Source organism: Halanaerocella petrolearia (assembly GCF_054657875.1).
Map to the genome: position 1 here is coordinate 535,934 of NZ_BAAHXW010000002.1, position 14,669 is coordinate 550,602.

The following is a 14,669-nucleotide window of genomic DNA, read 5'->3' on the forward strand; positions in this document are numbered from 1 at the left end:
ACTCTGATTTATGGTATAATACTAATAAACTGGAGGAGCAATTATATGGAAGGAAATGATTTAAACCCATTTGAAGATACTATATTAGTTGCTATAGTAATAATTTTGGTGACTATTATTTATACTGTATTAGGTGGCGATTTAGAAAGTTTATTATCTAAGTTAGTTTAGAAAAAAGGGGGAGTGAAGTGAAGGTATCATCTATAGAATGTAATGATTATGACCAACAATTAATAATAGATAAGGTGCGTAGGAGTATAGAATTATTAGGAGGAATAGAGGAATTTTTTACTCCTGGAGATACTGTTCTATTGAAACCTAATTTATTAAGTCCTCATAGCCCTGAGCAAGGAATTACAACTCACCCTACTATAGTTAAGGCAGTAATTAAGTTAGTTACAGAGGTAGGAGGAGAAGTAATAGTAGGTGAGAGTTCAGGAGGGATGATGGTTAATCAATCTCTTACTCAGCAAGCCTTTAAGGAGACTGGTATGGAAGAAATCTGTCAAGAAGCAGGAGTTGAATTTATTAACTTTGATCGAGTAGCTACAGAGATATTAATTTCTCCTCAAGGAGAAGAGATTCCATTACCTAAAGTTTTATTATCCTCAGATGTTATTATTTCTTTACCTAAGTTAAAGACTCATAGCTTAACTCTATTTACAGGGGCAGTTAAGAATTTGTATGGCTGTATTCCAGGTATGAAGAAGGCAGAATATCATAAACTATATCCTCACCCTCGTGAATTTGCTGGTTTAGTAGTTGATCTATTCAGTTTAGTTAGTCCAGATTTAGCAATTATGGATGGTATTATTGGTCTAGAAGGAAATGGGCCAGGAACGACAGGAGATACCTGTCAGATTGGAACTATTTTAGCTAGTTCTGATCTAGTAGCCTTAGATACAGTAGCTGCTTCTTATTTAGGCTATAAGGCAGATCAGGTACCTATTGCTGAGATTGCTAGTAGTCGAGACTTAGGAAGTAATGATTTAGATCAGATTAAAGTAGTAGGTGATTTTGAGTCGACTGATAAAGATTATAAATTACCTTCTAATGCCGCTTTAAATTGGCTACCTAGTTGGTTATTAAGTTCAATGTTTGAATCATTATTATCTAGTCCAGAAATTATACAGAATGATTGTGTTCAGTGTAAGAGATGTCTGCAGAGTTGTCCCCAAAAAGTAATTGTAGAAGAAGGAGATAGAATAGAGATTAAGCCAGAAGACTGTATTAAGTGTTTATGCTGTCAAGAATTATGTCCTAAAGAGGCTATTGAAGTTAATGAACATGCTGTAGTTAAGGTAGCAAAATGGGCCAAAAAATTTTGGGGTTGATTTTGAATGTTGTAGGGAAGTATGGTATAATTAAGTCGATTATTGTGATATAAAGTTGTAATAGTTTTTATATGGTTAATTAAATTAATTTATGTATATAAAATTTGACAACTACTAGAATATAAGAGTTAAATAATAGTTAGTTATTTTTGCATTAAGAGAATGGGATTCAGCTTTAAATTATGCAGATAAGCTCATTCGTTTTGGATATGAAATGCTCGAATAAATATGCAAATTAAAATAAGGACGTGAAACTAAGTTGCTTAGAACAAGTAAGATACTAATTAAGGATAAAAAATTTAAAAATTTTGCAATTGAAAAGGCATATTTAACTAGACATTTTGAAAATATTTTGCTTATACTTTTAGAGCAGGATTATAAGCAAGGTATTGGTGATAGGAAATTAATTGCTAATCCTTATGTAATGAGAGCTGTAATTTGTGATACTAAAGGTGGCTCTTATGCTGATAAAGTATCTTATATTAAAGATAAATATAAAAATCATCAATTAATGCAGGATTTAATTAATACAGGTACAAAGTTAAAAAAAGATAATTTAGTCATGACTATAAAGAAAGTAAAAAAGGATTTTAATTCCTTTTATAGTAAACGAAAAAATGGAGATAGTCAGGCAAACCCACCTAAACCTAAAAAGTTATCTAAAATGAGTCATTATACTCTTTTAATAGATAATAATAAAGGACTAGGATTATCTTATTTGAAAAAAGGTCAAGATAGATTAGGTATTACTTTAGACCATGATAGAGGTAGACAGTATATTAAAATTAATAGTAATAAAGTAAAACAATTAGTTGATGGAGATATAGATAATATTCAAAATATAAGTTTACATTATTCTAATGGAGAGCTCTATTTGCTTATTACTTATCATCATCAAGTAAATAAATGTTGTAATAAAGATAAGCCACATAAAATAGCTGGACTTGATGTTGGAGTTAATAATCTAGCTAGTATCTACATAAAGGATAAAGATAGCCCTAGTTTAATTGTAGATGGTAAAAAGTATAAAACCTATAATGCTAACTTTAATCGGTTTACAGCTAAATTAAATAATACTATAGATACTTTAAAAAATAAGAATAATGTTAATAAAGATAAAATCGATTATCTTAAACAATATAGAAGTTATTTGTTTGAGAAAAGAAATAACTTCTTTTATGATCAATTTCATAAAATAAGTAAAAGAATATTAGAGTATTTAGATAAACACAATGTAACTGAATTAGTAATCTCTAAAAATCTTAGTAAGTTAAAAAATAATGGAGAATGCAAATTATTAAAGAAAACTAAACAAAATTTTATTCAAATACCTTTTATTAAATTACTAGAATATCTTGAATATAAAGCCAAAGATTTTGGAATAAAAGTAACTATTGTAGATGAGTCATATACTTCTAAAAGTAATTGTCAAACTGATGATATACACAAAGTTCATAATTTGCTTGATAAGATTAAAAAATTAAAAGAAAAACTTAAAGAAACTAAAGGGCATCAATATTATAGGATTAAAAGCTTAATTAATGCCTACCAGGAAATCTTGAAATATTATTTCTTTCAAGGAAGGCGAATTAAGCGCGGTTTATATATTGATGATATAAACAACTTAGTTTATAATAGTGATTTGAATGGAGCTAGAAATATTATTAAGCTAAGTCCTAATTATCAAAAAAAGAATTGCAATGATTTGAAAAAGTTGTGTAATCCTATTAAAGTAGAAAATGATTATCAGTTTAGTAAATTACTTAAAGATAGGTGGAATTATGAAATTAAGAAAAAAGTATCTTAAAAGCACTCTCGAATCTGTTGGTAGATAGAGGTAGTGGATAAAGATACCTAATTTTGATAAAGGAGGTGTCAACGCTGTAGTTTAATTAAAGTTACTCATTTGAACAAGTTTTAGTAACTTTGATTAAACATAAACCAGCGGATATCGTAATGACTGGCAACTATAATCAGACCCCTAAACAAGATACTACCAAGTATGAAGAAATGTCGGAAAATGATATAGTATGGTTGGCTCAAAATGGGGACAAGCAGGCTGAGGAGTATTTGATTGATAATAATATTGATATTGTTTATTCCAAGTCTAAGCTATTCTACATTAAAGGGTTAGACAATGATGATGTAATTCAAGAAGGATTAGTAGGGTTGTATAAAGCAATTCGTGACTATAAAATTAAGCGCGAGGCATCATTTAGAGGTTTTGCTCATCTTTGTGTTAGTAGACAACTTATATCAGCTATAAAAACAGCTAATCGCCAAAAACATATGCCACTAAATAATTCTACCTCTATTAATAAGAAATTAAATTACTCTAAGGATGATGGAGGCAGAGGTAGAACTTTATTGGATATTCTGCCTGACCAACAGAATGATCCTGAAAGAGATTATGTAAATCGAGAGTTAGTTGGTGAGGTAACTGAACAGTTAAAAGATCAGTTAACTAAGTTAGAATGGCAAGTTTTTGATCGCTATATCCAAGGTAAGTCTTACAAGGAGATTGCCTCTGAGATAGAAGGTAGTGTTAAGACTGTAGATAATGCCTTGCAACGAGCTAGACGTAAGATAGATGAACTAAAACAGAGGTTAAAGTCTGAAGTAGGAGAGTTGTCAATTACATAGCTTACATAAGATATTAGCCGTCCGAGAGGGCGGCTTTTTTTGTTATTATACTTTTCTAACTCAATAAAGTGAATCTCTAACAGATCATTCAACTGTTTTTTAGTATCTTTATATCCTTTTTTTGTAAAATAATAAAATAAATGTTATAATCAAAGGTATAATAATAGTGATGAGGTGAGGAAGAAAGTGCAACAGCCTGTGCTTTATTTTTTAGCTGATACGAATAAATTTTTAGTAGGGCTTTCTACTAGACCTACTTTAGAAGCTAAATTTCACTTTGCTGAAGGAGATATAAATCAACAAGAAGGAGAATTATACCTATTAACAGATAGATTAAGTTGGGGAGTAGCTGATTATATCTATCAAGAGATTACTACTGCAGAAGAGAGAAGTGGGAAAGAGTATAATCAAGATTTAGGAGGCTTGCTTAGTTTCTTCTGGGAAGTTGATTCCTTCGAACAGATACTAGAGGAGAAGTTAGAACTGATTAGAGACCTAGTAGCTGATTTAGAGCCAGATGTGGAAGTAATGAGTAAAAAGATTGGTAAGGAGGAGATAGATAGAGTAAGGCTACCATCTAAACAAAACTCTGAAGAAGTTTACCAATTGATTCAAGGGCGTAGGTTATATCAGAGTGAAATAAAGAAGCTGTTACGACAGAACAAGGTAGTAGTTGAGTCTGTAGACAAATTATTAGTCTATCTAAAGTTACTACATAAATTAGAAGTTGTGCCTAGTATCAGATATCAAGAGAGAGAACTTATCTGTCAACGGTGTGGTAGTCAAGAGGTAGTAGCAACAGACTGTAATTATTGCTATAACCAGGACTATTACTGTGAAGACTGCTTATTAATGGGGGAGGCTAGGTTATGTCGGCCTTTGTATTTAATTTCTGCTTTATTAAAAGATGCAAAGCTAGATTATATCCAACCATATCTTGAGTTTGAGTTGACTGATTTACAGGCTGAAGTATCAAATTCTCTGTTGGATTTCTGGTATCAAGACTATAGCCAAGCTTTTGTCTGGGCTGTCTGTGGAGCTGGAAAGACTGAAGTAACATTTTCTGTAATTGCTGAAGTATTGAGCCAGGGAGGGGAGGTCTTATTTGCTATTCCTCGTAAGGATGTAGTAATAGAACTAGCAGAAAGATTAGAAGAGGCTTTTCCTATGGTAGAAGTTAAGGCGTTGTATGGAGGTAGTAGTGATAAGTATAAGCAGGCAGATTTAGTAATTGCTACTACTCATCAACTGCTGAGATATTATAGGGCTTTTGATCTCGTAATCTTAGATGAGATGGATGCTTTTCCTTATCAAGGAAGTGAGATGTTACAACGAGCTGTTAGACAAGCTCGCAAACTATCAGGTAAATTAGTCTATATGACTGCTACTCCTAGTCAGGGTCAGTTACAAAAGATGAAACAGGATGATGATAATAAGTTAATTAAGTTATCGGCACGTTATCATGGATATCCGCTACCTGAACCAGAGTTGGTAGAAACAGATTTGATTTATGATAAAGAAACAGAGCAGGTAGAGTTGTCAGAGATAGTAGTTGAAAAACTAGAGCAGTGGGTTGAAGGGGAGTTGGCCCAAGCTTTTGTTTTTGTACCTAGTCGGAGTTTGGTTCAGCTAGTAGTAGAAACTTTGCAGGATAATTTCCCGACAGCCAATGGTCAAAGTTGGGTACAAGGAAGCCACTCACAAGATAAGTTACGTGATGAAAAACGAGAGGCCTTTCTTGCTGGTGAGTATCCTATCTTAGTATCCACAACAATAATGGAGCGAGGCATAACAGTTGATAAAGCCAATGTGTTAGTTTTATTTGCCCATTGGGATTGCGTCTTTGATGAACAGTCACTAATTCAGATGGCAGGTCGTTCTGGCCGATCATTTAAGTATCCAGAAGGAAGAGTCTGTTTTGTAGGAGATAAGATAACAGAAGAAATGGAATTGGCAAGAGATATGATTCGAGATTTGAATCGAGAAGCAGCGGAGAAGGGACACCTTAAAAAAATTTACAATTGAAAATTGAGAATTGACAATTAAAATCAGTTAATAGTAAGTTGAGTATAAGTTTTAGTTTGAGTCTGAGCTTAAATAAATTCATTTATAAATGGTTGACTTAATCTCAAACTTAAACTGAATATTGAAGTTAAAATCAAGAGGTGGAAAACTATTTTATCCAAATTAGCAACAGGTCTACTAGAGTTAGTCTATCCTAGTTTCCCTCAGTGTCCTAGTTGTGGAAGTGAATTTGAACCACAAGAGGTTACTTTATGTCCAGAATGTATTTCTGAAATAGAGTTTATTAAAGAGAATTACTGTCAGAAGTGTGGTAAGTTAGTGGCTAGTAGTCAGAGATTATGTCAGGATTGTAAAGAACTACGGAGATTCTTTGATCAGGCTAGAGCTGTAGGTGTTTATAGCAAGCAGTTAAAAGATTCTATTCAGAAGTTAAAGTATAGTAAATACCGTAGTTTAGCCCAGCCATTAGGTCAATTATTGGCTATATATGCTAGGCGATTCTATGACTTGAAACAGTTTGATCTAATTACTTATATTCCAGTTCATCAGGAAAGAATGGAGGAGCGTGGTTTTAACCAGGCTTATTTGTTGGCCCGGGAATTAGGAAGTAGGATTAATTTGTCTCTACAATCATTACTAGTTAGACAAAAGAATACAATAAAACAGAGTAAGTTATCTAGAAAGGAACGGTTAGATAATATAAAGAATAAGTTTACTATAGAACAGTCAGATTTAGTCAGGAATAAGAATATATTAATAGTAGATGATATCTTTACTACTGGGGCTACAGTCAATGCAGCTAGTAGAATTTTATTAAATTACGAGGCTCAAAAAGTAAAAGTAATTACTGTTGCTACAGGAAAGGATATTGGTAGTTAAAAAGGAATATTAATATGTTTGTAGAATTAATTATAAAACGAAGTCAGTTAGGAGGAAAAAGATGGATATTAAGAAGTGTAAAAGGTGTAAAAAAGTTTTTTCTCCAGTAGGTGGAGCTAAAATCTGTCCTAGATGTAAACAGAAAGAGGAAGAAGATTTTGAAGATGTAAAGGAATACTTATGGGATTATCCTGATGCAAATCTTGAACAAATCACTGAAGATACAGGTGTAGATAGAGAAATAATTAGGAAGTTTATCAGAGAAGGGCGTCTCCTTTCTTTGGATGGTGTTAATCTAAAAGTTGAGTGTCAACGATGTGGTACTGAAATTGATAGTGGTAAATACTGTGAAGAGTGTAGTGGTGAACTGCAACAAGGACTTAAAAGTAATAAAAATAAACAAAAAGAGAAGAAAAAAAATAAATCAAACCATCGAATGTTTAGTAGAGACTAAAAGTTATTTTTAATTTAAGGGTTTGAGGCAGAATAGTTTATTTTCAGCTAGCTAATCTGCTTTAAATCCTTTTTATTATTTTAGATTATATTTAAGTTATTAGATAAAACTACGATGAATAAGATAAGTCGTGAGTTATGAGTTGTGAGTCATGAGCCAATTCAAAACCACATATAAGGGTTAAGTCTTTATAATACAGAATATAAAAAATGGACTTTGGGTTTTAAATGGTTTTGCATTAGCTCATAGCTCAAGACTAAAGACTCACGGCTGTGTCACTAGAAACGACACATAATATCAACTAATGTACACTTTTCTAATTAAAATTTTTCCAACAACTTATAAAGGAAGGTAGGTGATAAAATGAAGATTGATGGTAGTAGAATGTCTAAAATAATTAATAATTATGGCAAACAGAATAAAAATGAGACTCAAAAGGCTGAAAAGAATAAGAAGAAGGATGAATTATCTTTATCAAATCAAGCACAAGAGTTACAGAATATAAAGGAAAAGGTAGATTATAAACCTCAGATTCGGCAAGAAAAAGTTGCTAGTCTAAAGAAACAGATTAAACAAGGAACTTATGATGTAGATGGAGAAGAAGTAGCTAAAGATATTTTAGATCAGGTTATAGATAAACGGGTGTAGCAAAGGAGGTATTAGATGGAAGAGAAATTAGCTGATGTACTAGAAGCGGAATATAAATTGTATCAGAAAGTATATGATCTGGCAGAAAAGAAACAGGAAGTAGTAATTAATGAAGATATAGATCAACTAGAAGAGATAGTAAAAGAAGAGGCAGAATACTTAGAGATGATTCAAAAGTTGGAGAATAATCGAGAGCAATTAGTAGGAAGTGAAAATATTTCTCAACTGATAACGGAGTCTAAAGAACCGATTAGTAGCAGGTTAAGTCAATTACAAGAAAATTTATTAGAGATTACGACTAAGTTGCAGGATTTAAATCAGTTGAATAGCAAGTTAATAACTGATGCTTTACAGTTAAATAATATTAATCTTAGTATATTAGGAGCCAACCAGCAGAATAGTACTTATAGTAAACAAGGTAGTGTAAGTCAAGGTCAGAATGGTAGTTCAATGTTGAATCAGAAAGCATAGTAGCAAATAATAGATAATAAAGAATAATTATTGAGTTTGAGCTTAAGGTTAAGTCAATCCTTTGAAAAATTAGTTTTATGGTTTACTTAAACTCAAGCTTAAGCTGATAAATTATGCTTTATATTTGATTTTAACTATACACTGTAAATTGTAAACTGTAAATTATAAAAGTTTGGGGTGAGAATATGGGGTCAACTTTTGGTGGGATAGAGATTGGAAAACGAGCTTTGCAGGCTCAAAAGAAGGCGTTAGAGGTTACAGGACACAATGTAGCCAATGCTAATACAGAAGGATATAGTCGACAAGAGGCTATACAGTCGGCTACTCAGCCACGAAATGCAGCTGGAGTAAGAGCAGGACAGATAGGAACAGGAGTAAAAGTTAGTCAGATTAAACGAGCTAGAGATAAATTTATTGACGGTCAGATCAGAAAAGAGTCTAGTACTCAAGGTCGTTGGGAGATGAAGAATGAAGCATTAAAGGAGATAGAGTTAATCTTTAATGAACCATCAGATAAAGGATTACGAAAATCAATGAGTGAATTCTGGAATTCAATGCAGGATTTAAATAATAATCCAGAAAGTAAGGCAGTGAGAGCTACTGTAAGACAACGAGCTTTAGCAGTAACTGATACTTTTAATCATCTTAATACTCAGTTAGATGATTATCAATCATCTTTAAATGAGCGGGTTAAGACTAAAGTAGAAGAAATCAACTCTTATGCTGATCGAATTGCTGATCTGAATGGACAGATTGTGAAGGCAGAAAGTACAGAGCAAGATGCTAATGACTTACGAGATAAACGAAATAAGTTAGTTAGTGATTTATCTAAAATAACTGATATACAGGTTAAAGAAGCTAGTAATGGAGCGCTAAGAGTTGGTATTGGAGGGACTAAGCTAGTTTCTAATACTAAAGTGACTAAATTAAAAGCTGAAAAAGATGCAACTAATAATGATTTATATAAAGTACAATGGGAGACTGGTAATCAAGTTCAGTTTAAAGATGGAGAGATTAAAGGTCTATTAGAGTCTAGGGATGAAGATATTACTAAACAGAAAGAACAATTAGATAATTTAGCTAATAAATTAATTACTGAATTCAATAAGCAACATAAAAAAGGATATGGTTTAAGTGATACAAAGATGGATACTATGGTATCTAAAGAGCAAGCAAATTCCTCGAATCCTTTAAGAGGAAAGACTGGTAGTTTTAGAGTAAAAGTAAATGGTAGTTCTTTTTCTGTATCAGTAAATAGTGGAGATAGTCTTAGTGATATTGTTACCAGTATAAATAATAATGCTGTAGATACAAATTCTAATGGTACTAAAGATGTGACTGCTAGTGTTATAGATTCTGATGGAGATGGCAATAAAAGACTAAAGATTGAGGTACAAGATGCAGGAACTAAACTTGATATAGTTAATACTAGTGATACCAGCACTGGAGAAGTAAATATAAAGAAGGAGTTAGGAATTCAAGGAACTGGTGCAGGAAATAACTTTTTTCAGGGGACTGGAGCTCAAGATATAGATATAGCTAGTGATATTAAAGGAGATACTGGATTAAATAATATAGCTGCAGCTACTCAAGCAGCAGATAGTAATGGAGATGGAGTCAACGATTATGCTGGTGATGGGAATAATGCTTTAGAATTAAATGAGTTAGGAAACAAAGAAGTAATGAATTCAAGTACTGCTACTTTAGATGAGTATTATACTTCTAATATTTCGCAATTAGGTGTTGATAGTCAACGTGCTAATCGAATGGTAAGTAATCAAGATACACTACTTAATCAATTAGACCAGCAGCAACAAGCAGTAGCAGGAGTCTCTTTGGATGAAGAGATGGGTAAGATGATCAAGTATCAACATTCTTATACAGCTGCTTCAAAAGTAGTTTCGACTATGGATCAAATGTTACAGACATTAGTTAATGGATTAAAGAGATAAGAAGAGAGGTGGTAAAGAATGCGCGTAACTAATAGTATGATGACTAGTAAGTTAATGGAAAATTTAAATAATAACCGAGAACGGCTAGATAAATTTAATCGGCAGTTGTCAACAGGAAAGAAATTTAGTCGTCCGTCACAGGATCCAATTGGTGTAGCTCGGAGTATGGATTTAAATAATACAATAGAAAAGAACGAACAATATACTAAAAATGTAGATGAAGCGATAGCCTGGACTGAAGCAACAGACTCTGCTTATAAGCAAGCTGGTAATGTATTACAGAGAGCTAGAGAACTAGCAGCTCGTGGTGCTAATGGTTCATTGAGTAAGCAAGATAGACAAGCAGTAGCTGATGAAATAAGTGAGCTAAGAAAAAGTTTAGTTGGTGTTGCTAACACTACTTATAATGATCGGTATATTTTTGGAGGGAATAAAACTAAAGTTGAGCCTTATAATGATTCTCCTTCTAGTATTTCTGTTTCTGATCCTGTTAATGATCCAAATGCCTCTTTAAATTATAATGGGGATATTAACATAAAAGTAGATGGTACATTGATAAATAATCCTGGGCCTTCAGTTTCAGTAAATAATAGTGATAGCCTTAATGATATAGCAACTAATATAAATGGACTTACAGGGGTTTCAGCTAGTGTAGGTAGTGATAATACTTTAGAGGTTACTGCAGACAATGGGAAGAAAATCTCTGTTGAAGATAATAGTGGAGATAATGTTGTACAAAAATTAGGTATTAAGAATAAAAAGTATACTTATGAAGGAGATGGTAGTAAAATAAAGCGGGAAATTTCTCCTGGAGTAGAAATGCAGATTAATCAATCAGGGAGTTATTTTGAAGATCCTTTAGCTACATTAGATAAATTAGCAAATGACTTATCTAATGATAATGGAAAAGCTATTTCTCAGCAAAGAATTAATGAATTAGACCAGAATATAGATAAGTTATTACGTAAGAGATCAGAAAATGGAGCTAAACAGAAAAGATTAGAGACGACTAAAAGTCGTTTAGAGAGTGATGAAATCAAATTTAAGAAGTTATTATCTAAGAATGAAGATGTTGATATTGCTAAAACAATTATGAATCTAAAGACTAGTGAGAATGTTTACAAGGCTGCTTTATCTTCGGGATCAAGGATAATTCAACCAAGCTTAGTTAAGTTTCTTAGATAGTGTGAGTGTGAGGAGTTAGTGTGAATATATTAATGTCATTGTATAGTAGTAGACAGGAGTCAAAAACAAGTAATCAGTATGATATTAGATAGCAAATGGATTAGGAAATACATACAGATAATTAATTTTAGGTAACTGGTTACTACTGAAAACTAATTATCAACTAAATATTAGATGATAATTTCAGAGAACTGAGAGCTAACTATATACTGATTCTCGAAAACTGATTACTGGTAGCTAACATGGGAGCTGATACTTTTGAGGTTAGAAATCCATCAACAATTTGCTAAAACTGGCTTACAAATCAAATCTCCTCAGATGAAGATAGATCAGAAACCTGATCAGTTTGAATTACAACAGGTTCCTGGCCAATTAAAGATAAATTCTAAACCTGCTCAGGTAAAGATTGATATGAATAAAGCTCGAGCAGATTTAAACTATAGAAATCATAAGTTATATGGTAAAAAGATAGTACAAGAAGCTAGACAGACAGCCCTTAAAGGAATCAAGAGAAGATCTCAAGAAGGAGATCAGTTGGCTGCTATTGAAAAGAATAATAAGCCGTTGATTGCTCAGGCCAAAAAAAGTCTTAAAGATAAGAAGAAAGAAATAGGATTAAAATGGAAACGAGGTGCTGAAATTAAGGTTAAACCTGGTAAACAGAAAATCAAGTATGAATCACCTGATCTTGATGGAATCAAATTAGATGTAGAATCTAGTTGGCCAGAAACTGATTTGAAGTGGGGTAAGGTTGAGACTTATTTGAAACAGAAAGCAAAGTTGGATACTCAAGTAATTGATAGGAAATTATAGAAATGATTGAAAGGAGCTTATATATGAAATTTGAAACTACTCGCTTTGGTGAAATTGAGTTTAAAGAAGAAGAGGTAATTGAATTTGTAGTTGGCCCTTATGGTTTTGAAGATGAGAAACAGTTTACTTTAATAGATAATGGAGAAGATGCTTTCTTCTGGTTACAATCAATAACTAATCCAGATCTAGCCTTTGTAGTTACTGAACCATGGAGCTTTTATCCAGATTATGAGTTTGAAATAGGTAGAGAGCTGGAAGGGATGTTAGAATTAGAGGATAAAGAAGATGTATTAGTAATTAATATTGTAACAGTTCCGGAAAATCTTCAAGATATAACAATGAATTTAAAGGCTCCAATTATAGTTAATAAGAAAAATCAAATTGCTAAACAGTTTATTTTAGAAGATAAGGATTATCCAGTTAAATATCCATTAATTGAAGGACAAGAAAATATTTCGGCATAATTAAGGGAGGCAGGTTAATGTTAGTTTTAACTAGGAGAGAAGAAGAAAGTATTATGGTTGGTGATGATATAGAGATTACAGTAGTTAATGTAGCAGGAAATCGAGTTAGAATAGGAATTGACGCTCCTGAAGATATAGAAATTCATCGTAAAGAAATATATGAGCAGATAGAAAGAGAAAATAAACAAGCAGCTGCAGTGGCCAAGTTAGATACATTAGAAAAATTAATAAAGGAAGTTGGTGAGTAAAAGTTAATGAATTAATAATTTGAAATCAGGGTAAATAAGCTCGAAAAAAGAACCTATTTTTTTAAAATGAGCTTAAATAAGGATATATGGTCTTATTATAGAATTAAAAGAATAGTTTTTTATTCGATAAGAATAATGAAAGAAAGGTAAAAAAATTGTATTTATAAATTTAGTAATGATTGGTACTCTGAAATAATTCAGAGTAGTAATGGTTACTAACTTATATTAGTTGTAAATAAAGTCAATTAATGAGTTAGAGCCTATTATAGTGTATAGTTTTAATTAAGTGTATAGTTTTAATTATCAATTATATGCTATTAATTATTAAATAGTTTCTCTAGCATGGAGGCTGGAGAAATCAAAATACTCAAGGAGGAATAAAAAATGAGAATTAATACGAATGTTGCAGCTTTAAACTCTTATAATCAACTAAAACAGACTAATCAAAGTATGGATTCTTCACTGGAGAGGTTATCATCCGGTAAGCGGATTAATAAGGCGGCTGATGATGCAGCTGGATTAGCAATTAGTGAGAAGATGGAAAGTCAGATTAATGGTTTAGGTCAGGCTCAGAGAAATGCACAAGATGGTATTTCAATGATCCAGACAGCAGAAGGTGCTTTGAAAGAAAGTCATTCTATTTTACAACGGATGAGAGAGTTATCTGTTCAGTCAGCTAATGATAGTAATACTGATTCAGATAGAGCAGAGATTCAAGAAGAGGTTAGTCAGTTGACTGATGAATTAGATAGAATTGCTGAGACAACTGAATTCAACACGAAAAGTTTATTAGATGGAAATGTGGAAGATAGAACTGAGATAAGATCTGGTAGTGGAGCAACTGGAGTTACAGGCATGAATGGTGAAGTAGAATTTGATGCTACTTATGATATTGAGCATATTGATGGAAACACATCTACTATTCAAGTTAAAAATGAAAATGGTGAGGTTGTAGCAAGTAATACAGGAGGCACATCAGTTAAATTTGATAATGTTACATTTGATACTGGTTCTGGAGCAGTTAGTGGAATAGATATTGGAGCTGGTCAAGCTTCAGGTAATATTGGTTCAAATAATTCTTTGACATTCCAAATTGGAGCCAATGGTGGTCAGGATACTGATCTAAATATTAAGTCTATGAAAGCAAAGGATTTATTGACATCAGCTGGTATTGATGTATCAACTCAAGATGGAGCAGAAAAAGCAATTGGTGTACTTGACCAAGCAATTGGAAAAGTATCTAGTGAACGTTCTAAGTTAGGTGCTAAGCAGAATCGATTGGATCATACAATTAATAACTTAAGTGCTTCTGAAGAGAATTTAACTGCATCAAAGTCAAGAATTAAAGATGTGGATATGGCTAAAGAAATGATGAGCATGAGTAAGTCTAGAGTCTTAAAGCAGGCAGGTACTTCTATGTTAGCTCAAGCTAATCAGAAATCACAAGGAGTACTTTCTTTACTTGGATAATAGTATTTAGTATTGTACTAAAATTGAATGTTAAGTTACCAAGAAGCCGGCCGGTTTTTCCGGCTGGCTTTTTTATTTAGAAT

The 14,669-nt window shown here is 32.4% G+C and carries 15 protein-coding genes; all 15 read left to right on the forward strand.

Annotated elements, in window-relative coordinates:
- Positions 1–45: 45 nt before the first annotated feature.
- Complete coding sequence (locus ACYQ39_RS09900; RefSeq protein WP_459842601.1) at positions 46–171, forward strand: hypothetical protein; 126 nt, start codon at positions 46–48, stop codon at positions 169–171.
- 17 nt (positions 172–188) lie between these two features.
- Positions 189–1,334: a DUF362 domain-containing protein gene (locus tag ACYQ39_RS09905; RefSeq protein ID WP_459842603.1), complete on the forward strand. Its 1,146-nt coding sequence runs from the start codon at positions 189–191 to the stop codon at positions 1,332–1,334.
- A 259-nt stretch (positions 1,335–1,593) separates the two neighbouring features.
- Positions 1,594–3,141 carry an IS200/IS605 family accessory protein TnpB-related protein gene (locus tag ACYQ39_RS09910; RefSeq protein ID WP_459842605.1) on the forward strand — a complete coding sequence of 516 codons (1,548 nt, stop codon included), beginning with the start codon at positions 1,594–1,596 and terminating at the stop codon, positions 3,139–3,141.
- 149 nt (positions 3,142–3,290) lie between these two features.
- Positions 3,291–3,977, forward strand: a complete 687-nt coding sequence (gene sigH, locus ACYQ39_RS09915) for an RNA polymerase sporulation sigma factor SigH (protein ID WP_459842607.1) — start codon at positions 3,291–3,293, stop codon at positions 3,975–3,977.
- Positions 3,978–4,163: 186 nt separating this feature from the next.
- Positions 4,164–6,002: an ATP-dependent helicase ComFA gene (locus tag ACYQ39_RS09920; RefSeq protein WP_459842609.1), complete on the forward strand. Its 1,839-nt coding sequence runs from the start codon at positions 4,164–4,166 to the stop codon at positions 6,000–6,002.
- Positions 6,003–6,152: 150 nt separating this feature from the next.
- The gene (locus ACYQ39_RS09925; protein ID WP_459844334.1) at positions 6,153–6,881 is read left to right on the forward strand and encodes a ComF family protein; all 729 of its coding nucleotides are present in this window, start codon (positions 6,153–6,155) and stop codon (positions 6,879–6,881) included.
- 61 nt (positions 6,882–6,942) lie between these two features.
- Positions 6,943–7,335, forward strand: coding sequence for a flagellar protein (locus tag ACYQ39_RS09930; RefSeq protein WP_459842611.1), 393 nt, complete (start codon positions 6,943–6,945; stop codon positions 7,333–7,335).
- A gap of 363 nt (positions 7,336–7,698) precedes the next feature.
- Positions 7,699–7,983 (forward strand): flagellar biosynthesis anti-sigma factor FlgM, encoded by a 285-nt coding sequence (gene flgM / locus ACYQ39_RS09935; RefSeq protein WP_459842613.1) that lies wholly within the window; start codon positions 7,699–7,701, stop codon positions 7,981–7,983.
- Positions 7,984–7,998: 15 nt separating this feature from the next.
- The gene (locus tag ACYQ39_RS09940; RefSeq protein ID WP_459842615.1) at positions 7,999–8,454 is read left to right on the forward strand and encodes a flagellar protein FlgN; all 456 of its coding nucleotides are present in this window, start codon (positions 7,999–8,001) and stop codon (positions 8,452–8,454) included.
- Between the two features lie 185 nt (positions 8,455–8,639).
- Positions 8,640–10,406 (forward strand): flagellar hook-associated protein FlgK, encoded by a 1,767-nt coding sequence (flgK, locus tag ACYQ39_RS09945; protein ID WP_459842617.1) that lies wholly within the window; start codon positions 8,640–8,642, stop codon positions 10,404–10,406.
- Between the two features lie 18 nt (positions 10,407–10,424).
- Positions 10,425–11,591, forward strand: coding sequence for a flagellar hook-associated protein FlgL (gene flgL, locus ACYQ39_RS09950; RefSeq protein WP_459842619.1), 1,167 nt, complete (start codon positions 10,425–10,427; stop codon positions 11,589–11,591).
- A gap of 258 nt (positions 11,592–11,849) precedes the next feature.
- The gene (locus ACYQ39_RS09955; RefSeq protein ID WP_459842621.1) at positions 11,850–12,404 is read left to right on the forward strand and encodes a DUF6470 family protein; all 555 of its coding nucleotides are present in this window, start codon (positions 11,850–11,852) and stop codon (positions 12,402–12,404) included.
- Between the two features lie 23 nt (positions 12,405–12,427).
- On the forward strand, positions 12,428–12,868 hold the full coding sequence (fliW, locus tag ACYQ39_RS09960) for a flagellar assembly protein FliW (protein ID WP_459842623.1): 441 nt from the start codon (positions 12,428–12,430) through the stop codon (positions 12,866–12,868).
- 17 nt (positions 12,869–12,885) lie between these two features.
- On the forward strand, positions 12,886–13,116 hold the full coding sequence (csrA, locus tag ACYQ39_RS09965) for a carbon storage regulator CsrA (protein ID WP_459842625.1): 231 nt from the start codon (positions 12,886–12,888) through the stop codon (positions 13,114–13,116).
- Between the two features lie 384 nt (positions 13,117–13,500).
- Positions 13,501–14,586, forward strand: coding sequence for a flagellin N-terminal helical domain-containing protein (locus tag ACYQ39_RS09970; protein ID WP_459842627.1), 1,086 nt, complete (start codon positions 13,501–13,503; stop codon positions 14,584–14,586).
- The last annotated feature ends 83 nt before the right edge of the window (positions 14,587–14,669 follow it).

Bases quoted from the DNA above. Each gene is read 5' to 3' on its own strand.
- ACYQ39_RS09900 (WP_459842601.1), top strand. From the start codon at position 46: ATGGAAGGAAATGATTTAAACCCATTTGAAGATACTATATTAGTTGCT.
- sigH (WP_459842607.1), top strand. From the start codon at position 3,291: ATGACTGGCAACTATAATCAGACCCCTAAACAAGATACTACCAAGTAT.
- ACYQ39_RS09930 (WP_459842611.1), top strand. From the start codon at position 6,943: ATGGATATTAAGAAGTGTAAAAGGTGTAAAAAAGTTTTTTCTCCAGTA.
- flgM (WP_459842613.1), top strand. From the start codon at position 7,699: ATGAAGATTGATGGTAGTAGAATGTCTAAAATAATTAATAATTATGGC.
- ACYQ39_RS09940 (WP_459842615.1), top strand. From the start codon at position 7,999: ATGGAAGAGAAATTAGCTGATGTACTAGAAGCGGAATATAAATTGTAT.
- flgK (WP_459842617.1), top strand. From the start codon at position 8,640: ATGGGGTCAACTTTTGGTGGGATAGAGATTGGAAAACGAGCTTTGCAG.
- flgL (WP_459842619.1), top strand. From the start codon at position 10,425: ATGCGCGTAACTAATAGTATGATGACTAGTAAGTTAATGGAAAATTTA.
- fliW (WP_459842623.1), top strand. From the start codon at position 12,428: ATGAAATTTGAAACTACTCGCTTTGGTGAAATTGAGTTTAAAGAAGAA.
- csrA (WP_459842625.1), top strand. From the start codon at position 12,886: ATGTTAGTTTTAACTAGGAGAGAAGAAGAAAGTATTATGGTTGGTGAT.
- ACYQ39_RS09970 (WP_459842627.1), top strand. From the start codon at position 13,501: ATGAGAATTAATACGAATGTTGCAGCTTTAAACTCTTATAATCAACTA.